General features: G+C 64.2%; 17 protein-coding genes. 7 read left to right on the top strand and 10 right to left on the bottom strand.

Annotation, left to right across the window (positions count from 1 at the left end; translation table 11 throughout):
- Window positions 1-67: 67 nt before the first annotated feature.
- Entirely contained in the window at window positions 68-1,024 is a 957-nt protein-coding gene (locus D3D02_RS16670) for a succinylglutamate desuccinylase/aspartoacylase family protein (RefSeq protein WP_121571095.1), read from the bottom strand.
- 181 nt (window positions 1,025-1,205) lie between these two features.
- Here D3D02_RS16670 and D3D02_RS16665 point away from each other — a divergent pair, with 181 nt between their 5' ends.
- The 4 genes from D3D02_RS16665 (at window position 1,206) to ilvA (ending at window position 8,806) form a co-directional block, all read left to right on the top strand.
- Complete coding sequence (locus D3D02_RS16665; protein WP_121571094.1) at window positions 1,206-1,943, top strand: creatininase family protein; 738 nt, start codon at window positions 1,206-1,208, stop codon at window positions 1,941-1,943.
- Between the two features lie 122 nt (window positions 1,944-2,065).
- Window positions 2,066-4,642 (top strand): FAD-dependent oxidoreductase, encoded by a 2,577-nt coding sequence (locus D3D02_RS16660; protein WP_121571093.1) that lies wholly within the window; start codon window positions 2,066-2,068, stop codon window positions 4,640-4,642.
- A 265-nt stretch (window positions 4,643-4,907) separates the two neighbouring features.
- Complete coding sequence (locus tag D3D02_RS16655) at window positions 4,908-7,457, top strand: FAD-dependent oxidoreductase (protein WP_121571092.1); 2,550 nt, start codon at window positions 4,908-4,910, stop codon at window positions 7,455-7,457.
- Between the two features lie 80 nt (window positions 7,458-7,537).
- Entirely contained in the window at window positions 7,538-8,806 is a 1,269-nt protein-coding gene (ilvA, locus tag D3D02_RS16650) for a threonine ammonia-lyase (protein WP_121571109.1), read from the top strand.
- A gap of 95 nt (window positions 8,807-8,901) precedes the next feature.
- Here ilvA and D3D02_RS16645 read toward each other — a convergent pair whose 3' ends face one another.
- The 5 genes from D3D02_RS16645 to D3D02_RS21530 all read right to left on the bottom strand — a co-directional run bounded on the left by D3D02_RS16645 (window position 8,902) and on the right by D3D02_RS21530 (window position 14,519).
- Entirely contained in the window at window positions 8,902-9,735 is an 834-nt protein-coding gene (locus D3D02_RS16645) for a bacteriorhodopsin (RefSeq protein ID WP_121571091.1), read from the bottom strand.
- A 167-nt stretch (window positions 9,736-9,902) separates the two neighbouring features.
- The gene (locus D3D02_RS16640) at window positions 9,903-10,874 is read right to left on the bottom strand and encodes an electron transfer flavoprotein subunit alpha/FixB family protein (protein WP_121571090.1); all 972 of its coding nucleotides are present in this window, start codon (window positions 10,872-10,874) and stop codon (window positions 9,903-9,905) included.
- A 2-nt stretch (window positions 10,875-10,876) separates the two neighbouring features.
- The gene (locus tag D3D02_RS16635) at window positions 10,877-11,623 is read right to left on the bottom strand and encodes an electron transfer flavoprotein subunit beta/FixA family protein (protein WP_121571089.1); all 747 of its coding nucleotides are present in this window, start codon (window positions 11,621-11,623) and stop codon (window positions 10,877-10,879) included.
- 2 nt (window positions 11,624-11,625) lie between these two features.
- On the bottom strand, window positions 11,626-14,160 hold the full coding sequence (locus tag D3D02_RS16630) for an FAD-dependent oxidoreductase (RefSeq protein ID WP_121571088.1): 2,535 nt from the start codon (window positions 14,158-14,160) through the stop codon (window positions 11,626-11,628).
- Between the two features lie 224 nt (window positions 14,161-14,384).
- A complete protein-coding gene (locus D3D02_RS21530; RefSeq protein ID WP_255410172.1) occupies window positions 14,385-14,519 on the bottom strand; it encodes a hypothetical protein in 135 nt (44 codons plus the stop codon).
- A gap of 248 nt (window positions 14,520-14,767) precedes the next feature.
- On the opposite strand from D3D02_RS21530, the gene D3D02_RS16625 reads away from it, so the two are divergent.
- On the top strand, window positions 14,768-16,951 hold the full coding sequence (locus tag D3D02_RS16625) for a 4Fe-4S dicluster domain-containing protein (protein WP_121571087.1): 2,184 nt from the start codon (window positions 14,768-14,770) through the stop codon (window positions 16,949-16,951).
- Between the two features lie 192 nt (window positions 16,952-17,143).
- On the top strand, window positions 17,144-17,587 hold the full coding sequence (locus tag D3D02_RS16620) for a universal stress protein (protein ID WP_121571086.1): 444 nt from the start codon (window positions 17,144-17,146) through the stop codon (window positions 17,585-17,587).
- Window positions 17,588-17,641: 54 nt separating this feature from the next.
- Here D3D02_RS16620 and D3D02_RS20995 read toward each other — a convergent pair whose 3' ends face one another.
- The gene (locus D3D02_RS20995) at window positions 17,642-17,803 is read right to left on the bottom strand and encodes a hypothetical protein (RefSeq protein WP_199723140.1); all 162 of its coding nucleotides are present in this window, start codon (window positions 17,801-17,803) and stop codon (window positions 17,642-17,644) included.
- Between the two features lie 402 nt (window positions 17,804-18,205).
- On the bottom strand, window positions 18,206-18,622 hold the full coding sequence (locus tag D3D02_RS16615) for a hypothetical protein (protein ID WP_233560687.1): 417 nt from the start codon (window positions 18,620-18,622) through the stop codon (window positions 18,206-18,208).
- A 491-nt stretch (window positions 18,623-19,113) separates the two neighbouring features.
- On the opposite strand from D3D02_RS16615, the gene D3D02_RS16610 reads away from it, so the two are divergent.
- On the top strand, window positions 19,114-20,859 hold the full coding sequence (locus tag D3D02_RS16610; RefSeq protein ID WP_121571085.1) for a BCCT family transporter: 1,746 nt from the start codon (window positions 19,114-19,116) through the stop codon (window positions 20,857-20,859).
- A 336-nt stretch (window positions 20,860-21,195) separates the two neighbouring features.
- Here the strand turns inward: D3D02_RS16610 and D3D02_RS16600 are convergent, their stop codons facing one another.
- Together D3D02_RS16600 and D3D02_RS16595 are read right to left on the bottom strand one after the other, a co-directional pair.
- Window positions 21,196-21,447: a hypothetical protein gene (locus D3D02_RS16600; RefSeq protein ID WP_199723139.1), complete on the bottom strand. Its 252-nt coding sequence runs from the start codon at window positions 21,445-21,447 to the stop codon at window positions 21,196-21,198.
- 25 nt (window positions 21,448-21,472) lie between these two features.
- Window positions 21,473-22,066: a hypothetical protein gene (locus D3D02_RS16595; protein WP_147435658.1), complete on the bottom strand. Its 594-nt coding sequence runs from the start codon at window positions 22,064-22,066 to the stop codon at window positions 21,473-21,475.
- Window positions 22,067-22,141: the final 75 nt, after the last annotated feature.

The following is a 22,141-nucleotide window of genomic DNA, read 5'->3' as shown; positions in this document are numbered from 1 at the left end:
CACTGATAGTATCTAACACATTGTGATTGGTTAACGGTGTGTGCGGAATGCTGAGGGCATTCAAATATCAGGACAGCGTCGCGATGCTCGCGATGCGCTCGCCCGCGACGACGACCCCGCCGCGCGCCACAGAGTAGATGACGCCGGAGGCACTCGCAGTGACCGTAGCAAGCCGTTCGAACGACGAGGGATCGAAGACGGCACCGAGTTCGTCGCCGGCCTCGACCACGTCGCCGACCCCGAGGTCCGCCCGGAGTTCGAAGAGGCCAGAGTCGTCGGCGACGACTCGCGGGGCGTCGTCGCGGAGGCGGCGCTGTTCGGCGGCCGGTTCGGCGGCGTCGTCCACGACGTCGAGTTCGCAGAGGACGTTCCAGACGCCGTCGACGCCCGCCTCGACGGCTGACCGCCGGACCGTCCGGCTGTTCGATAGCTCCGCCGTGATCGCTGGCACGCCGGCTCGTGCCGCGGCGAGGCGGAACTTCCCGGTGAAGTCGTCGGCTTCGTCGATCGGATCGTCGTCGGCGAGGAGGAACTCGGTGCCGAACGCTTCCGCGAGTGTCTCGGCCGTCGGGTCCGACTGCCGGAAGCGGACGTGTTCGAGCATCTCGGGCGTCCCGGTGTGGAGGTCGATCGCGACGTCGGCGGCCTCGACGAGCGGCCAGACGCCCGCGACCAGCCGTTCTTGAAAGCTGCCGTCGGCGTCGCCGGGCCAGATGCGGTTGAAGTTCGAGTTCAGCGCGTCGTACGCCTCGGGCGTCAGATACGAGCGATGGTCGAACGCGATCGGGTTGACGACCGGGACGGCGACGACCGACCCCGCGAGATCGGCGTCCGCGAGGCGGCTATGCAGGCGACGGAGCGCTGCGGGGCCGTTGAGTTCGATGCCGTGCTGGGCCGCCTGGACGAAGACCGTCGGGCCGTCGCCGCCGCTGTAGCGGTGAACGGTCACGGAGATGTCGCGGCCGGAGGGGAAGTGACCGAGCCGCCGGTCGGTCGTCGTGTGTGTCACGGGCTCGTAGTCCATACGCGGTGGCCACGTCGCCGGGACAAAAATCCCGGGTTCGGCGCAGGTCGGCGGCGGGGGAAACAGTGCGTTGGGTCGCGGACGAGAAATCAGCAGATCGGGGGCGAGAAATCGACGAGCTGGCTCACGGTCGACACGAACGAGCCGTACGTTTATCCCACCCCTGGGCGACCGTTCGGATATGCATCTGGAGACCGAGACGTGGACCGACGTAGCGGACGCCGAGACGGATCTCGCGCTGCTCCCCGTCGGCAGCACCGAACAACACGGGCCACACGCGCCGCTCGGTACCGACACCCTCGACGCCGAGGCCGTCGCCGACGCGGCCGCCGAGCAGTACGACGATCCGGTCGTCGTCGCGCCCGCGATCCCGGTCGGAATCGCCGAGGAACACCGCGAGTTTTCCGGGACGCTCTGGACGACGGAGTCGACGTTCCGATCGTACGTCCGCGACGTCGTCGGGAGCCTCGCGTCCCACGGCTGGGACCGCGTCGTCGTCGTCAACGGCCACGGTGGGAATATCGCAGCCCTCCGAGAGGTCACGGCCCGGATCGTCCGTCACGACGACGCGTACGCCGTCCCGTTCACGTGGTTCGACGAAGTCGACGAGCACACCTCCGAGATGGGCCACGCCGGGCCGCTCGAAACCTCGCTGCTCCGACACGCGAACCCCGAGACCGTCCACGAGGACCGCCTCGAAGCGGCCGCAGACGGCGGCAGCGACCGCTGGGGCGACTGGCAGGGTCGCGTCAACCTCGCGGTCGACTCCCACGAGTTCACCGAGAACGGCGTCGTCGGCGACCCCCGCGAGTCGAGCGCGGACCTCGGTGAGGAACTGCTGGACCTGTCGGCGACAGCGCTCTGTGAACTCCTCGACGCCGTCCGCGAACGCGACCCGCGACCCCGGACCGACGGGTAGAGCATAACGTGTAACATCCGAGTTATGTTGAGGCAGGACCGTTCGGACGAACGACGTGTCGTGAGCGGAAATCGACGCGGGCGACACCTATATGTGCGGCACACAGTCACCTCCGGACGAGAATGGATTCGACAGACAGCGTGCCGAATCAGGCCGGGACAGTCATCGTCGGAGCCGGAATCGTCGGCTGCAACCTCGCGTACCAGCTGACGGCGCTCGGCCGGGACGACGTCGTCGTCGTCGATCAGGGACCGATGCCGACCACCGGCGGGTCCTCGACGCACGCGCCCGGGATTATGTTCCAGACGGCCGAACCGAAGGAGCTCTCGCAGTTCGCCGACTACAGCCGCCGGGTCTACTCCGATCTCGAAGGCGCGGACGGCCAGCAGGCGTACAACGAAGTCGGCGGCATCGAGGTCGCCCGCACCGAAGAGCGGATGCAGTTCCTCCAGCGCCGCGTCGAGCACGCGAAGGCGTGGGGGATCGACGAACCCCAGTTGCTCTCGCCCGAGGAGGTCACAGCGCACCTTCCGCTCGTGAACGACGACGAGATCCTCGGCGGCTACTACTCCCCGACAGACGGGCAGGTGTCCGGCGTCGTCGCCTGCGACGCGCTCGCCCGGGAGGCGATGGATCGCGGCGCGCAGTTCGTCCCCCACACGCGGACCGAGGATATCGACACAGCAGACGGCGAGGTGCGGGCCGTCGTCACCGAGAACGGCACAATCGAGTGCGAGGAAGTCGTCATCGCGACCAACATCTGGGCACGACAGCTCGGTGAGAAGCTCGGCGTCCACCTCCCGGTCGCGCCGGTCGAACACCAGTACACGGTGACCGAGTCGCTGGAGGAACTCGCAGATAGCGCAGTCGACATCACCGATCATCCGCTGTTCGAGAACTACGAGAACGTCTCCGGCGAGAAGGCGAAGCGGCTCCTCGTGGGGCCGGACCGGCCGATCCTGCGCGATCAGGACAACGCGATGTACTTCCGGAACCACGGCGACGCCTACGGGATCGGCTCGTACAACCACGAGTCGATCGTGCCGGATCCGCAGGAACTCGGCGGCAACGATCCCGACGGCGAGCAGGGCTCGGTCCACGAGTTCACCGACTACCATATGAACAACGCGACGCACCCGGACCGCCCGGACAAAGCGCCGCGGCAGGCCAGCGACGAACTCCTCCCCGCCACCGAGGGCAAAGAACTGGAGTTCAAATACAACGGGATGTTCTCGGAGTCGCCGAACGGGCTTCCGATTCTCGGCCCCGTCGAGAAGTACGACGGCCTCTGGAGCGCGACGGCAATCTGGGTCACGCACGCCGGCGGCGCGGCCAAGGCACTCGCAGAGTGGATGGAGAACGGCGTGCCCCGACTCGACGGCGAGCCGATGGATCTGGCACACTGCGACGTCAACCGTTTCGACGAGCACGAGGGCAGTTGGGACTTCACCCGGGACATCGGCGGCGAAGAGTACCGCATCGTCTACAACATAATGCACCCCAAATGGGTGTGGACCGAGCACCAGCGGGACATCCGGCGGACGCCGATGTATCACTCCCACAAGGAGCGCGACGCCGAACTGTGGGCCGAAGCCGGCTGGGAGGAGCCACAGTGGTTCGACTCGAACGCCGATCTGCTGGCGGAGTACGGCGAGCAGATCCCCGAGCGCGACGAGTGGACCGGTAAGTACTGGTCGCCGATCGAGGGTGCGGAAGCGCTGAACGTCCGCGAGAACGTCGGCCTCCACGATATGACCTCCTTCAACAAGATGGAGGTCGTCGGCGAGGACGCCGGCGAGTTCGTCCAGTACCTCTGTACGAACGATATGGACATCGACGTCGGCGACGTGAAGTACACGCTGATGTGCAACGAGGCGGGCGGCGTCCGCGCCGACATCACGGTCACCCGGACCGACGAGGACCGTTATCTCCTCTTGACGACCGGCCGCGAGGTCGGGAACAACCACGTCGCGTGGGTCCGCGAGCAGTCGCCCGAGAGCGTCGTCGTCAACGACGTCACCTCCAGTTACGCGGCGATGGTCTGTACCGGGCCGAACGCGCGGAAGGTGCTCTCGAAGGTCACAGACGTCGACCTCTCCGACGACGCCTTCCCGTTCTTCACGAGCCAGGAGTTCTTCGTGAAGAACGTGCCCGTGACGGCGCTGCGCGTCTCCTACGCCGGCGAGCTCGGCTGGGAGTTCTACACGCCCTCGGAGTACGGCGAACGGCTCTGGGAGATCCTGCTCGATGCGGGCGAAGAGTACGGGATCCGACCGTACGGAAACGGTGCGCTCGACGCGCTCCGCATCGAGAAGGGCTTCCGCCTGTGGGGTCACGACCTGCACACCGAACACAACCCCTACGAGGCCGGTCTCGGTTGGGCCGTCGACCTCGACACCGACTTCATCGGGAAGGAGGCCGTCGCTGCGGCCGCCGAAGGCGAGAACATCGACCACGAGGTGGCCTGCCTGACGCTCGACGACGAGGACGAGACGATCCTGCCGCATCGCCCGGTGTTCGCGCCCGGTGAGGACGAGACGCTCGGGTACGTCCACAGCGCCGAGTACGGCTACGCCGTCGGCGCGTGCGTCGCCTATACGTACCTCCCGCCGGAGTACGCCGAGCCCGGAACAGACGTCGAGATTCTCTACGAGGGCGACCGCTACGAGGCGACGGTCCGCGAGGAGCCGCTGCTGTAAGCGCGCTCGCTTCCCCGCCTTCCCGCTCGCTTCCACGCATACGCTGACGCATTTTATCGCTCATCGACTAGAGCTGCCGCTCCCCGTCGTATCGGTGGGCTGTCACGCTGTGGTTCGCGCCCACGCGCTAGTTTCTGGTCGAGTATCGAATCCAATGCCTCCGAAATCGGTGTTTTAAGCCGTTCTCCGCCGCCTTTCGGCAAGTTCGGAATCTGAGCCACCGTTGTCTTTATAATCGTGACAGAGTCACCCTCGGACGAGAACTATGAGCACAGAGTTTCCATCGAACGCAGAGACCGTCGTGATCGGGGCTGGGGCGGTCGGCTGCAGTGTCGCCTATCATTTGAGCGAGTTGGGTGCCGAAGACGTCGTCGTCGTCGACCAGGGACCGCTGCCCGTCACCGGCGGCTCGTCGGTGCACGCGCCCGGGATTATGTTCCAGACGTCGCCCTCGAAGATCCAGACGAAGGCGGCGTACTACACGAGCCGGCTCCTCTCTGACGCCGGCGTCTACAACGAGGTCGGCGGGATCGAACTCGCCCGCAGCGAAGAGCGGATGGACTTCCTGCAGCGCCGCGTCGAGTGGGCGACCTCCTACGGTCTCCCCGAGCCGGAACTGCTCACGCCCGAGGAGGTCACAGAGCACTTCCCGCTCGTAGACGAAGACGAGATTCTCGGCGGCTACTACTCTCCGACTGACGGCCGCGTCGACGGGATCTCGGCGCTACAGTGGTATATGGAGCACTCCGACGCGGACTTCTACGGAAACACCGAAGTGACGGATCTCGACGTCGCGGGCGGCGAGGTCAGTGCGGTCGAGACCGATCGCGGCACGATCGAATGCGAGCGCTGCGTGATGGCGACGAACAACTGGGGCTATCAGACGGCGCAGATGGCCGACCTCGACATCCCGATCGCGCCGGTCGAACACCAGTACGTCGTCACCGAGGAGATGGAAGAACTCGGCGGTGTCGACTCGGGCGTCGGCAAGAACACCGAGGGGCTCGACGTGCCCGGGAACCGCGACATTCAGGAGTACATGAGCGAGGCCCCGCACCGACCCGTGGGTCGCGACCAGGACAACTCGCTGTACTTCCGGACGCACGGAAGCTCGATCGGGATGGGGTCGTACAACCACGAGGCGCTCTCGGTCGACCCCGACGCGATGGGGAAGAACACCGAGGACCAGCAGTCGTCGGTCCGCGGCTTCACGATGGAGCACTGGGAGCAGCCGACGCATCCCGACCGCGAGAAGTCTCCGAAGCAGGCCTTCGACGAACTACTGCCGGCGACGGCCGATAAGGAGTACGAGATGACCGAGAACGGCATCTTCGTGTTCACACCCGACGGGATGCCCGCGGTCGGGCCGACGGCGAGCGTCGACGGCCTCTGGAGCGCGCTCGCGATCTGGTGGACGCACTCCGGCGGCTACGGGCGGATCGTCGCCGAGTGGATGGAGAACGGCGTCCCCCGCCTCCCCTCCGGGCCGGTCGACACCGGCGGCGTCCACGTCCGGCGCTTCGAGCCGCACGCCGGCGAGAAAGACTACTTCGTCGATAAGGGAGCAAAGCGCTACGAGCAGGTCTACAGCATCGTCGAGCCGCGCTGGCAGCCCGACGACCACCGCCCGCTGCGGACGAGTCCGTTCTATCACCAGCAGACGGAACTGGGCGCGGAGTTCTACCAGTCCGGCGGCTGGGAGTCCGCGCAGTGGTACGAGCACAACGCCGACCTCGTCGAGGAGTACGAAGAGCGGCTCCCCGACCAAGACGGCTGGCAGGGCGTCAACCGCTCGAAGATCGAAGGGGCCGAGCACCTCCACACCCGCGACGCGGTGTCGATGTTCGATATGACTTCCTTCAGCAGCATCGTCGTCGAGGGCGCGGACGCGGGCGACTTCCTCCAGCGGATGTGTAGCAACGACGTCGACGTCGACGTCGGCGACGTACGGTATTCGCTGCTGTTGAACGAGGGCGGCGGCATCCTCGCGGACGTGACGGTCGTCGGCCTCGACGACGATCGGTATATGGTCACCACCGGCGGCGGCAACTCCCCGGGCATCCACGGCGGCTGGCTGAAGGAACGCGCCCCCGAGACGGTCTCGGTGAACATCGAGGAAGGTGCGAAAAGCACGATCGGGCTGTGGGGACCGAAGTCCCGACTCCTGCTCCAGCGCGTCACCGACGCCGACGTCTCCAACGGCGGCTTCCCGTACTTCAGCGCGAAGCAGATCTACGTCGGTGAGGTGCCCGTGGTCGCGCTGCGCGTCTCCTACGTGGGCGAACTCGGCTGGGAGCTGTGGGCGCCCACCGAGTACGGCCAGCGCCTCTGGCAGACCCTCTGGGAGGCCGGCCAGGACCTCGACGTGCGGCCGATGGGCGGCGGCGCGCTCGAATCGATGCGCTTGGAGAAGGGCTATCGACTCTGGGGAACCGACATCGACACCGATGCGAACCCCTACGAGGCCGGCCTCTCGTTCGCCGTCGACCTCGACACCGACTTCGTCGGGAAGGAAGCGCTCGAAGCCGCGAAGGCCGAGGGCATCGACAACGAGATCACGCCGATCACGCTCGACGACTCGACGGACGTCCTGCTGAGCGGTCGACCGGTCCTCGTCGACGGCGAGGCCGTCGGATACGTGCAGGCGGCCGACTTCGGCTACACCATCGGCGAGTCGATCGCGTACACGTACCTCCCGACGGAGTACACCGACGCCGGCACCGCCGTCCAAGTGGAGTGCGAAGGCGAGGTGTACGACGCGACCGTCCGGGACGAACCGCTGTTCGACGCCGGTCGCGACAAGATCATCAGATAAGAAGCGAGAAACGAGCGAACACACCTCCCGAAGCGGCCAGGATGGCCGCGCGGGAGCGAACCACCGATCCAAAACAGACGATGACTGAGACAGAGACGAACTCCGAGTCCGAACCCGACGAACTGCCCGTGCAATATGTGGACATTGAACGTGCGCGCGAGCGCCTCGACGACGACACCGTCGTCAAACAGACGCCAGTCGAGGTGAGCACGTCGCTCGGCAACCTCGTCGACGCGGAGGTGCACCTGAAGATGGAGCACCTCCAGTGGACGGGATCGTTCAAGACCCGCGGCGCGTACAACAAGATCAGCCAGGACGTCGCAAACGGCGTCACGGAGTTCATCGCCGCCAGCGCCGGCAACCACGCCCAGGGCGTCGCGCTCGCGGCGACGAAGTGCGGCGCGGATTCGACGATCTATATGCCGGTCGACGCGCCGCAGGCGAAGGTCGACGCGACGCGGAGCTACGGCGCGACCGTCGAGTTGGTGGGCAAGGACTTCCAAGAGACGATGGCGCACGCCCAGGCCGCCGTCGAGGACAGCGACGCGGAGTTCGTCCACGCCTACGACGACACCGACATCATCGCCGGGCAAGGCACGCTCGGAACCGAGATGTATCACGACTGCCCGGACGTCGACACGGTCATCGTTCCGATCGGCGGCGGCGGACTGATCAGCGGCGTCTCGACTGCGATGAAGCATCTCTCGCCGGAGACGCGTGTCGTCGGCGTGCAAGCGACCGGCGCGGAGACAGTCCACGAGAGCCTCGACAAGGGCATCCCGGTCACGCTAGACGAGGTCGACACCATCGCGGACGGCATCGCGACCGGCGGCATCTCCGAGACGACGCTGCGGATCATCCAGGAGAACGTCGACGAGGTCGTGACCGTCACCGACACCGAGATCGCACAGGCGATCTTGTTCCTGATGGAGCGGGCGAAGCAGGTCGTCGAGGGCGCGGGCGCGGCCTCCGTCGCCGCGCTGCTGAGTGACGACCTCGACGTCACCGACGAGACGGTGATGCCGCTGCTCTGCGGTGGCAATCTCGACATGACGCAACTCCAGACCGTCCTCGTCCACGCGCTGACCCAGCGGAAGCAGCGCATCCGCCTCCGGGTCAGGATCGACGACCGCCCCGGAAAGATGGAGGACCTCTCCGGGATCATCGCCGACCAGGGCGCGAACATCCACGACGTGCGACACGACCGTTCCGTCGAGGACCTGGAAGTGGGCGAGGCGTACCTCGTGTTCACCGTGGAAACGAGCGGTGCGGAGCACGCCGCATCGATCGTCGACGCGATCGAAGCCGAGGAGTACAGCGTCGATGACGTGACCCGCGCGACCGCATAAGGGACTGAGGCGGGTCTCTGACGGTCATCGTACCAGTTCCACGGTTCTCGCCGAACGAGATGGCGAGAAATGATGCGGACGGCCGATAATCCCAATCAGTCGTCACCGAGCGCCGCGCCGCTCGTTGCGCCTGCGGAGGCGCCCACCGTCCCCTCGTTCGCGGCGACCCAGCGCAGGAGCAGAAACGCGAAGACGTACTTCGCGAGGATGTCGAGCGCCGAGTAGCCCCAGGAGGTCAGGCCGACCGACTGGACGAGCGCGAACCCTTCGACGCCGACGGCCCAGATGATCGGGTAGCCGAGCCACAGCACGACTGTCAGCACCCGGAGCGTGCCGAAAATCTCGTCCGTCCCCGCCGCTGCGGCGTCGGCGGGCCACTCGACTAACAGCGCGTAGAGGACCACTACGAAGAACGCGCAACTGACGAGGTAGAACAGCCACCGGAACAGGTACGAGGAGGTGACGAGCGCCGCGGCCAGCCCCGTCACGCACATCGCAATGTCGGCGGCGATGACCGTGAACAGGCTCCCCCTGTCGACGTCGGCGAGCAGTCCGAGCGCGAGGAGGATCATCGGCGTCGAGAGCGCCCACGTGAGGTAGCGGCCCCACTGACTCATTACCTCCTCGCCGGCCAGCGCGTGCCCGGCCGGCATCTCGATGAAGCCGACGGTGAGCCCAGAGAGGAGCCCGAGGTAACTCGACAGCGACACGAGCGGGATCATCAGGGTGGCCCCCCAGATGAGCCGCGCCCGACCGTCCGAGACGTTCCGTCCCATATACACGAACAACAGGATGGAGAGTCCGGCCAGCGCGACGTTCAACCACAGCGACGAACTCAACAGGACGTCACTCTGGATCTGGGAGAACGCGTCCGCCTGTGTCGCTTGAAGCACTCCGATCCGTAAGCTGTCGATGGCTGTCGGTGACATACGAAGTCCACCAGGAGGGGAGAGCGTAAATAAATAATTGGCATACAAACAGTTTATGGCCAAATTATTGTGGGGTTGTCCGTATATGCTGTATCTAACCGTCGAGTCGGCCAAAGAGATTATATCTCAAGAGTCAGAGGCCGAGGGAACAGGAAGAGAGCGCGGCGTCAGTCGGCGTGCCCGCGGCTCTCCAGTTCCTCGCTCATCGCCGGGGCGACCTCGTGGAGGTCGGCGACGACGGCCCAGTCGGCCTTCTGGATGATGGCCGCCTCGGGGTCGGTGTTGATCGCGAGGATGTTCTCAGCGCCCTTACAGCCGACCATATGCTGGACGGCGCCACTGATGCCGGCCGCGATGTAGATCTCGGGCGCGATCTTGTTCCCCGTCTGGCCGATCTGGTCGTCGTGGGGACGCCAGCCCTCGTTGACGGCCGCGCGGGAAGATCCGAGCGCGGCGTTTGGAATCTTCTCGACCAGGTCTTCCAGTTCCGAGAAGTCACCGTCGGTTCCGCGACCGCCGCCGACGACCACGCGGGCCTCCGCGAGCGGGACCCCCTCGATGTCCGATTCTTCGACGCGCGTGAGTTGGACGCGGAGGTCCCCGTCGTCGAGTTCCGGCGTGAACGCGCTCACGTCCGCCGGGTCGCCGCCGCTCTCGCTGGCGGAGATCTCGTTGGGCGCGACCGTGAGCAGGTTCGTATCGGCGGAGAGTCGGGCGTGCTCGATGAGCGTGCCCCCCCAGCGCTGCCGGGTGAGCTCGTAGTCGTCGCCGACCTCGACGTCCGTGACTTCGGCAGCCATCGTCACGTCGAGTTTCGAGGCGGCGTGCGAGAGCGTCTCCGCGCCGCGGTCCGTCCCGGGCGCGATGATCGCTTCGGTGCCCGTCTCCTCGGCACACTGGACGACCGCACGGCCGTATGCCTCCGGCGCGTAGTCGTCGAGATCCGCGTGGTCGACGGTGTTGAGCACCGCGACGCCGTACGCGCCGACCGTCTCGGCGATGCCGTCGGCTTCGGGACCGAACGCGATGGCTTCGAGCGATTCGCCGGCCTGTTCTGCGACGTCGCGGGCGAGCGTCAGCGTCTCCAGAGAGGTGTCGTCGACTTCGCCGTTGTCGTGTTCGACGAGTGCGAGTACCATCGTCAGAGCACCTCCAGGTCTTCGAGCACGTCGACGGCGTCGTCGGCCGCGTCGGGGCTCTCGCCGAGGACCTCGGCGGGACTGTCGTCGGACTCGGGCACTTCGAGTTCGAGGAGTTCGAGGCCCTCGTCGTACGCTGCGGGTTCGTCGTGTTCGACGGACGCTTTCCGGGCCTGCATCTTCGCGCGCATCGACGGGTAGCGCGGTTCGTTCAGGCCTTCCTTGACCGTGACGACGGCGGGGAGGTCGACCTCGTAGACCTCGGACCCGCCGGGAATCTCGCGTCGCGCAGTCACCGTGCCGTCCGTAACGTCGAGATCTTTGATACCGGTGACGCAGGGCAGACCCAGTTGCTCGGCGACGCGGACGCCGACCTGGTGGTTCGCCGTGTCGGCGGATTCGTTACCGAACAGCAGGAGATCGAAGTCGGCGTCGCTGGCCGCATCGGCGATCGCCTTCGCCGTCCCAGCGGGACCGCGATCCTCGTCGCTTTCCAGCAGGATGCCGTCGTCGGCACCCATCGCGATGGCCGAGCGGAGTTGCTCGGTCGCGTCTTCCTCACCGAGCGTGAGCACGGTCACGTTGCCGCCGTGCTCTTCGACCAACTGGACGCCCTCCTCGACCGCACACTCCTCGTGCGGGCTGAAGGTGAAGCCCAGCGAACTGGTGTCGATGTCCAGTTTGTCCTCCGTCAGTACGATCTTCGCGCCCGTTTCCGGAACGCGCTTGATTGCGGTGAGTACTTCCATAATCAGTATTCGTTGCGGAACAGCCGATCGTTGTTCGGGTCGAAGACGCCGCCGTTGCCGGCGACCTCGACTTCGACCGGGTACTGCTGGCCGAAGTACTCGACCTGCAGTTCCTCGCCCTCGGTGGCGTACTCCTGCGGCAGGTAGGCCATCAGGAGGTGCTTGCCGACCGAGGGGCCGGTACCGGCCGAGGTGACGTACGAGCGGCGGCCCTCGTCGTCGATGAGGACGTTTCCGTCTTGGTCGAGAACCGGCTCACCGCCCGTCATAAACCGCCGCTCGCCGCCGTCGGGAGCGTGATCCGTGACCGAGAGGGTACACAGCGTCGCGCTGTTCTCCTCTTCGATGCCCTCGGCGTAGGCCTCTTTGCCGATGAAGTCGGCGTCCTTGACGCCGTGGAGCGTCAGGCCCGCTTCCGCGGGGTTGTAGTCGATTTCGAGTTCGGCGCCCATCAGGCGGTAGCTCTTCTCCATCCGGCCGGTCTCGCCGTAGACACCCGTCCCGACGGGGCGGATGTCGTACTCCTGGCCGGCCTCGTAGATGGTGTCCCAGAGCCGCTGGCCCTGGTCCATCGGGGCGTAGATCTCCCACCCGAACTCGCCGACGTAGGAGATGCGGAACGCCTTGGCGTCGACCGCGCCGATGGTGACGTCTTTCATCTCGGCGAAGTCGAAGCTGTCGGCGGTCATCTCTTCTTCGGCGATCGAGTTCATCAGTTCCTCGGCGTCCGGACCCCACACGCCCAGCGTGCAGAGCTCCGAGGAGCGACCGATGAGTTCGCTGTCGCCTTCGAGGTGGTCACTGAACCACGTCTTGTCCTGGCCGGCGTGAGCACCGCCGGTGATGACGCGGTAGTGGTTCTCGCCGAGGCGAGCGACCGTCAGGTCCGAGACGAAGCCGCCGTTCGGCGCGAGGACCGCGGTGTACACAGAGCTGTCGACGTCGAGATCCATCGGCGCGACGCAGATCCGCTCCATGTTCTCCTCGGCGTCGCTGCCGATGATGTCGAAGATACCGAAGCCGGTGTCACCGATCATCCCCACGTTGTCGCGCAGATGGAGGTGCTCGCCGAGCATAATCTCGGACCACCAGCGGTTGTCCCACTCGTTGGGGCGGCGAAGCCCCTCGATCTCGTCTTCGTACTTCTCGACGAGGTCGGCGTTCGATTCGAACCACCGCGGACGTTCCCAGCCACCGGCCTCGAAGAACTCGGCGTCGAGTTCCTGCTGACGGTGGTAGAACGCACTCGTCCGGAGCGGCCGGACCGACTGCCACTGCTCGCGCGGGTGGACGATGCCGTAGATCTTCTGGTAGCCCTCGTAGCCGCGGCTCTTGACGAACTCCTCGGTCTCGCCGTACTCGTCGAAGCGGGCGACGTGGTCGTGGGCGACGATGTCGATGTCGGGGTGACCCTTGGTCATCCACTTCGAAACCTCGCGAGCGATTGCCGGCGCTTCCTTGATCCAGATCGCGGCACAGGACCAGAGGCCGTCGACCTCGGGGATCGGGCCGAGAAGCGGGTGGCCGTCGGGCGTGACCGACAGCAGACCGTCGATAGAGTGACGGATCCCGGCGTCGGGGTCGTCGAGGACGTCGGGGATGATTTCCAGCGCGTGCTGCATCGAGTCCTCGAAGGCGTCCTCGGTGAGCGGCGGCTGCGTCGGCGACAGCGGCGATTCCTCGATCGAGGGGACGTCGTCGACGTCCCAGAGGATGGGTCGGTGCTCGTAGGAACCGACCTCCATATCGTTGCCGTGCTGGCGCTCGTACATCTGGGTGTCCATATCCCGGATGACGGGGTAGTTGATCTCACCCTCGCCGTCCTCGAAGCGATCGATCGGCCCGACGGAGACCATCTGGTGGACGGCCGGTGACAGCGGGATGTCGACGCCGGCCATATCGGCAATCTTCGGGCTCCAGAGGCCCGCGGCGATGATGACCTCGTCGGCCTGCACGGTGCCTTTGTCAGTCTCGACGGCCTGGATCTCGCCGTTTTCGACGTGGAGGTCGGTGACTTCGGTGTTCGCGGCGGTGCTGAGTGCGTCTTTGTCCTTCGCTTGCTGGCGATAGAGTTCGCCGGCGCGGAGCGGGTCACACGTGCCTGCGCCCTTGCTGTAGAAGCCGCCTTTGATGATGTCCGTGTTGACGTAGGGAACGAGTTCTTCGACCTCCTCGGGAGTGAGGAGTTCGGCTTCCTCGCCGAAGGATTTCGCGGAGACGACGCGGCGCTTGAGTTCCGCCATTCGCTCTTCGGTCCGGGCGACCTCGATCCCGCCGGAGTTCGTGAAGGTGTCGAACTCTCGGTAGATATCTCGGCTGTCGGAGGTCAACTGCGTCATATCCTTGCTGTGTTCGACCGGGAAGATGAAGTTCGAGGCGTGGCCGGTCGATCCGCCAGGATCCGAGAGCGGTCCTTTGTCGATCAAGAGGATGTCGTCACGGCCGCGTTCCGCGAGTTCTCCTGCAAGAGAGCTGCCGACGATGCCAGCTCCGATAATTACTGTACCTGCGTTCGATGGGAAGTCGTTCGTGCTCATCGTATTCGATTTCTGGGTCGGTTACTTCGCCCACTGTGGTAACGTGTCTCGCGCGTACGCCCTCCAGTGGTACACTGCCCCATACACCTACACGTTTCCATATCCAACGATAATTAACTACATCTTGATTATTGAACCCCCTTTTATATAGGTCGCAGAGGGAGCACAGGTAGAACGAGCGTTGGGACGATTTCAGCGCGGCGGCCGGTCGCCGTTCGTCGCGCTCACACGAGCAGGAAAAGCAGGTAAGGGAGGACGAACAGCAACACGAACAAGCCGAACAGGCCGAGGCCATAGCTGACGACGGTCGCGACGCCGGCGGTCCACGCCGGGTGATCGAAGCGAGCAGGCACGTTCATCGTATGCACCGAGTGGAAGGACGGGGGTATAATACTTGGTGCCCACAGCGTCGGATGCAGTGTCGCGCGATCGTCCACGATCCTGATCGCGCGCAGCCGTCACCGATTTCTCTCATACCGCTTCTCAACCACAACAGATCAGCTGTCTAATACGATTTACCACGACCTGCGCCGTTGCGGGACCGAGATGGGCCGAAAAGCTGCCGCGCACCAAGTTTTATGAGCGGATTCGAGAATCAACAACCGTGATGGTTGCCGAAGGAACTGTAACCAGGCCCACGCTCTGGGGTATCAGTCACCTCGGCGAGATAGTGTTCTACCTGCTCGCCGCGGTGACGATTATAGTGTTCGCGTACGGTGTCTACCAGAACTTCGTGCGCTACACGTCCGGACAAGAGGACTGGTTCGACAGACTCGACGCGCTGCCGAGTCGCATAGTTACCGCTGCGCGGATCGTCCTCTCGAACCGGAAGCTCTTCGACCGGGACACGAGGGGCGGCCTGATGCACGCGTTCATTATGTGGGGCTTTCTCACGCTCCTCATCGGGACCACGATCCTCGCCATCGATATGGACATCTACCGGAACGTCACGGGGATGCTCGGCACCGAGCAGTCCTTCTTCGTCGGCGACTTCTATCTCGCGTACTCGCTGGTGATGGACGCGATGGGGCTGCTGTTCGTCGTCGGCGTCGGCGTCGCACTGTACCGGCGCTACGCCGTTCGGAAGGCGCGTCTCTGGGGGAAACACACCAGTCTGGAAGACGACTTCTTCATCTGGGCGCTGTTCCTGCTCGGCGTCGGTGGCTACGTCGCCGAGGGCGTGCGGATCCTCGGGACGGGCTTTCCCGCCTTCGAGACCGTGAGCTTCGTCGGGTGGTTCGTCGCGGACGTACTGGTGATCGCGGGCGTTAGCGAGTCGATGGCGCAGGCCATCTACCCGGCGATCTGGTGGTCGCACGCCCTGCTCGCGCTCGCGTTCGTCGCCGCCATTCCGTACGGCAAGCCGTTCCATATGCTCTCGTCGTACGCAAACATCGTCGCGCGCGACGAGAAGGCCGGCAAGCGTCTGCCCGGTGTCCCGGCCGATCTCGACGCCGACACCGGTGCCGAGGAGATCAACGACTTCTCCTGGAAGGAACTGCTCGACCAAGACGCCTGTACGAAGTGTGGCCGCTGTTCGTCCGTCTGTCCGGCCAAGGCGTCCGGGCGCCCGCTCGATCCGCGGGACGTCATCCTGGACCTCAAGAGTTATCGGGAGGATCTCGACGCTGGGGAGACAGAGCCCGTCGACATCATCGCCGACGGCGGCGAGAGCGTCGTCGCCTCCGAGACGATGGAATCGTGTATGTCCTGTATGGCTTGTATGGACGCCTGCCCGGTCGACATCGAGCACCTCAAGTCGTTCACACGGATGAACCGACAGCTCACCGACCAGGGCGACGTCGACTCGAACGTCCAGGACACCTTCGACAACATCATGGGGATGGGCAACACCTTCGGCGACCCGCCGGACGAGCGCGCCGCGTGGGCCGACGACCTGGAGTTCGACCTCACGGACGCCCGCGAAGAGGACGTCGAGTACCTCTGGTACGTCGGCGACTACCCGAGTTACGACGAGCGGAACAAGAAAGTCGCCCGCTCGCTTGCGAAGATCCTCGAACACGCCGACGTCGAGTACGGGATCCTCTTCGAGGACGAGAAGTACGACGGCAACGACATCCGCCGACTCGGCGAGGAGTTCCTCTACGTCGATCTTGCGGGCCACCACGTCGAGACGTTCGACGAAGTCGACCCCGAGAAGATCATCTGTACGGACCCGCACTCCTACAACACGTTCAAGAACGAGTACCCGGAGGTGGAGTACGAGAACTTCGCCGACGACCCCATAATGAGCTTCGAGTTCGACGGTGAGTGGAACGCGGACGGCGACGTCGACGTGTTGCACTGGACGCAAGCCGTCGAAGAGTTGGTCGAAGCGGGCGAACTCGGTCTCCGTGGCAACGAACTCGATTACACGGTCACCTACCACGATCCGTGCCACCTCGGCCGCTACAACGACGAGTACGAGGCGCCGCGTGAACTGATTCGGGCGACGGGCGCAACCCTCGCGGAGATGCCCCGCAACCGCAGCAACTCCTTCTGCTGTGGGGGCGGTGGCGGCGGCCTCTGGATGGACATCGACGAAGAGTCCAAACCGAGCGAAGAGCGGATGCGCGAAGCCCTCGAAGACACCGACGCCGGCAGCGACGTCGAGAAGTTCGTCGTCGCGTGTCCGATGTGTATGACGATGTACGAAGACGGGCGCAAGACCGGCGGCTACGAGGACGACATCGAGATCGTCGACGTCGCAGAGCTACTGGTCGAAGCCATCGAGAACGGACCGGGCGTCGAGACGACCGCCGCGTCGGGGGCGGCCGGACAGGCCGACTGAGAGTCGGTCTTCACCGCACCCCTCGCGACGCCTCACGAACAGTTTGTATCACCGAACGAGAGAGAGCGCCTTCACGTCGGTCCGCATAGGTATATAGTTCCGCAGATCGTGGGCGTTTCGAGCCCGTGAGGCCGTCGATAGCGCGGAAAGTTATTTGTAAACGGGTCGTGTCGGTCAGAGTGGTTCGGCGCAATGTACGAGCACATACTGATACCGTACGACGGGAGCGACGAGGCGAAGAAAGGCGCAATTCACGGGATCGAACTGGCGGCCGCACTCGGTGCGGAGGTCACTACTCTCTACGTCATCGACCTGCCCGGCGCACCGCGAGCGCTGGCGCTTCGGGACGACGAAGAGCAGATGCGGGAAGATTACCAGAAGTACGGCGAGGAGGTTCTCGGCGAGATCGAAGACATCGCCGCCGAGCACGGCGTCGAGTGCACGACGGCGATGCGAACCGGGTCGCCAAGCGAGGAGATCGTCGACTACGCCGAAGACGAGGGGATGGGCGCGATCGTGATGGGCTCGGCGTACCGCGGCACGATCGGGTCGCTGCTCGGCGGCACGACCGACAGGGTGGTGCGGACCGCGACGGTGCCGGTGATCACCCAGCGGATGGCGATGGAAGAGCTGTAGACGTGCAGGCCGACCGCGACAGCGGAAAACGAATCGAGCAGGTGAACGCGGGGACTACTCCCCGACCAACCGTTTTTCTCGAAAGTAGATGACGATGCTGGCACTGAAAAACAGCACGCCGGCAGCAGCGTAGTTGCCCACAGTCATCGCGAGGACGGCGACCGCGAAGAGGACGACCACGAAGAGAGCGGCAGCCGTCGCGAGATAGTTTGGCATACGTCGTGTGCGCGGTGTGAACACGTATAATACTGTCGTCCATCCAAGACAGCGGCCCAGTACTGTCGGACGTGACATCCTCCCGCGCCCAAAGGCGCGGGCCTCCCACCCGGTGTTGGCCGGGCAGGTCAATCCTGAAGATTGGGAGTTTAAGGTTTGCTGGACAGTCAGCCAGTGGCTCTGCCACGAAGCCGTTACTCGTACCTCGTGAGAGGCTTCGAGTTACCTGTTGGTTTAGTGACTGTCGGCGTGGTCGGCTTACCTTTTGATTTCGGCTACGAACCGTGGCAAACACCGAATCAACTGCCAATTCTCCACACACGACTACCGATACGTGGTGAAAAAATTAAATTGTCGGATTCATCTGGTCGCTAAGCCACCAGTATTCTCCTTGAATCTCTATCAGTAGTCGTGTCTGAACTCCCAGTGATACCGACATTCGTGGCACGTCGCCCACTCGGGGACCTCGATCGCGTTCGGGTGCCGATGGCCGTGTTCCATCTCCGAGCCACAGACCGAACAGAGAAAGTGCTGAAGTTCGAGATCCGGGAACTCGTCGTAATCGTACTCCGCGACGCATCGAGGACAGTCGATATCGTCGTGCGGGTGGCGCTGGTAGATGTCGCTACCACAGCGATCACACCGCAAAAGCGCAGGCGGCCGCGACCCCCAGCCCACGTCGCCGTCGAGCGTCGTCGTACTCGTCTCCGGACTCGACAAGCGGAAGCCGGACTTCTCCGGATCGGCGCGAAGCGGCGCAACGATCCGGACCCCCAAGCGCCGGAGCCACCGAACCACAACAAGTAAGGATTCAATCACTATGTGGATTAGGGATCGTGTGTACGTTAATTTCACGCACGCTGGTCTGTCACATTTTGCCAACCAGCAATCAAGAGAGAGGAATGGATATATGTACCTTCGTCCGTGCGTACCGCACGTAACAGTTTACTCGAAACAGCGTACCTCGACACAGGAACCACACGAGGGCATAAATCCGTGAGTGGCCACGCTGCAAAAATACGTCTACAGAGTGTAATCGCCGGTTTTAGTCTCTCACTGGCGAATATTGCCCAAGCTTTATTATATCTCAACGATTGATAGTGAGTGAGGTTGTGTAACATTCCACTCAGGAGTGACTCAACCAACGACGTGCGACGGTGGGTACACTCCCGGCGTCGGCAGTACAGGGCGGAAACCGAGCTGAGCGGGAGAGCGGACCTGGGGGAGACAGACGAGCCGCAATACCCGAATCGGTGGCACCACAATGATACCAAACGAACCACGTAAATTCGGCGCAGCGGAGGTAGCGTATGTCAGATAGCGACGACGGAGGAATGAGCGAAGGACTCCAGGTGGAGCTGTTCCACCCCGAGTCCGACCGGAAGCCGGGTGACACGAACATCCAGCGACTCGGATTCGACATCCATCCGATCGTGTTCCCGGTCGCACTGCTTTTGATCGGCGTCTTCATCGCAGTGACGCTGCTTCTCGGCGATCAGGCCGCACAGGCGTACTCGGCAGTGCGTAGCTTCTTCGAGGGGAACTTCGGCTGGTTCTACCTCCTGGCGGTGAACATCTTCATCGTCACAATACTGTACTTCGCGCTGGGCAAATTCGGAACGATCCGGATCGGCGGCGTCGAAGCAGAAAAGGAGTTCAGCGACTTCGCGTGGATGGCGATGCTGTTCAGCGCCGGGATGGGTATCGGCCTGATGTTCTTCAGCGTCTCCGAACCGCTGTACTACGTCTCGAACGTACCAGGGTTCTACAACGCTGAGGCAGGAACCGGCGCAGCGGGCGTGGCCGCGATGACACAGACCTTCTTCCACTGGGGCTTCCACCCGTGGGCGATCTACGGTCTGGTCGGACTCGGGCTCGCCTTCTTCTCGTTCAACCGCGGACTACCGCTGACGTTCCGGTCGATCTTCTGGCCGCTACTCGGGGAACGGATCTACGGGTGGCCCGGTCACGTCATCGACCTCGTGACGGTGTTCGCGACCCTGTTCGGGCTCGCGACCTCGCTCGGACTCGGCGTCGCGCAGGTGAATACCGGTCTGTCCTACGTCCTCGGCGATATGCTGGGGCTCGTGAGCATCCCGACCGGAACGATTCCGCAGGTGCTCCTGATCGCCGGGATCACTGCCATTGCGACGCTCTCTGTCGCCGCCGGTCTCGAAGGCGGCGTCAAACGGCTGAGTACGATCAACCTCTACCTGATGTTGACGCTGCTCGGGTTCCTCCTCATCGTGGGCCCGACGCTCTACATCTTCGGTGCCTGGGTCGAAGGGCTCGGCGCGTACTTCGGCAGCCTCCTCTCGCTGTCGTTCTTCACCGGAACGATGGGCGAGGGTGGCGGTACCGTCGGAGCGTGGACGGTGTTCTACTGGGCCTGGTGGATCGCGTGGTCACCCTTCGTCGGGATGTTCATCGCGCGGATCTCGAAGGGCCGGACCGTCCGCGAGTTCGTGATGGGCGTGCTGTTCCTCCCATCGCTGTTCTCGACGCTCTGGCTCGCCGCGTTCGGCGGCAGCGCGCTGCAGAACACGATCGTCGGTAACGGCCAGGTGCTCGCGACCTACAACGAGTTCGGTCAGACCGTCGCGATGTTCGCGATGTTAGAGCAGTTCCCGCTCGGAGCCATTTCGGGGCTTCTGGCGACCCTGCTCGTGATCACGTTCTTCGTGACCTCCTCTGACTCGGGTTCGCTGGTCATCGACCACCTGACGTCGGGCGGTAAACACGACGTCCCGAAGGTCCAGCGCATCTTCTGGGCAGTCACCGAGGGTGCAGTCGCGGCCGTGCTGCTCATCGGCGGCGGCCTCAACGCGCTGCAGACGGCTGCGATCGCGACCGGTTTCCCGTTCGCGGTCATCCTGGTCTTGATGTGTTACACGGTCTATCAGGGCCTCAGTAACGAACACGAGATCCTCTCCTCGGAGAAGTTCGCAGAGCGCATCCAGGATCTCAGCGACGAATCCGAGATCGACGTCGTCACCTCGGGCAACGAAACGGTGACAGAGATCAGAAGCGGCGCCGACACGGAGGGCAGCGACTAAGTGTTCGGCCACCGGCACCCCGCCCTGGCCGAACCGGGAGTTCGATCGAGATCTGACATTCGATAAGACACGAGCAATCGTCGCCGCAAACGCTGCCGGCGATCGTACCGCGACGGTGATCGGCGACCGTCGTCGACTCGATTCTTCGGGACACTCACGCGACATCGAGAGCCATCAGTCCGAGTCGACGTTTCGGACTACCGCAGTGAATCGTCTCGTAGCGTTTCCGAGTGGATACACAGCCGACCGGACGCTGTCGTGCGATCGAATGCGTGAAGAGGGGCACGCGACGCTATTCGTGGGCGTCCAGTCGACGGTCTCGTCCGGGTGGGTGCGTCAGTAGTACTTCCACTCGTCGTCGTCCTCCTCAGAGGGAGGGCGGCGTTGGACGCCCTCCGTCTCCGAATCGGTCTCGTCGGGCCAGCTGATTCCGTCGTCCTGGAGGCCCCGATAAATGAAGCCGCCGAGAGCCACGAGCATTACGAGGAGGATTACCGTCCCCGCGAGGTTCACGGCCCCCTGAAGCGACTCGAACGGTAGCTGGAGGAGCACGTCACCGGACGCAGTGATGAGCTGTGAGACGCTCATAGAGGAACTATGTGCCGCAATCGTATCAGTGTTCTTCGGCGCGACGTTCCGCCTTGTCGGCGTGGATCCATCGCCTGACCGGCCCGCCGATGCCGACAGCGGCGACGCCGAACCACACGAGCGCACCGAAGACGACCGGCAGGACGAGAACAGCGATCGACGCACCGAGCGCGACGCCGAGCAGTCCGATCCACGGATCCTGTACACCCGCGGCGTTCGCGAGCCACGAGCCGACAATGACGAAGCCGAGCCCGCCGAGCGAGAGTAGCGCGCCGCCGAGCACGACGGCGCCGGCGACGGTGATGAGAGAGACTCCGACTCCGAAGCCCACGAGTTGACTGTACGCGTAAACGACGAGGAACGAGACCAGTCCGTAGGCGATGAAACCGTAGAGCACTGATAAAATCGGGCTCTCCGTCGACGCCTCGACGGCGGCCGTCAGGCGGTCGCCGTACCGATAGATCACGAGCCCTCCGAAGACGACACTAGCCAGAAACGCGCCCGCAGCCCGAGTCGGCGCTGGTGCGTCGAACACGACCGATGGATCGAACGCCTGCAGCGGTGCCACCGACTGGAAAAGGGGGCCGGCGACGGCTGCGGCAGCGACCTGTAGAATCACGCGATTGAATAACATAGCGCGTGGTGAAAGTGTATCGGTCTGCGCCGTCGCTGGGACACGGGAGAGGAGAGGAGT

Origin of the sequence: Halobellus sp. Atlit-38R, from assembly GCF_003665925.1 — an archaeon.
GTDB classification, from domain to species: domain Archaea; phylum Halobacteriota; class Halobacteria; order Halobacteriales; family Haloferacaceae; genus Haloquadratum; species Haloquadratum inordinatus.
The sequence above is the reverse complement of the archived record's forward strand: the minus strand, read 5'-3'. Positions and strand labels throughout refer to the sequence as shown.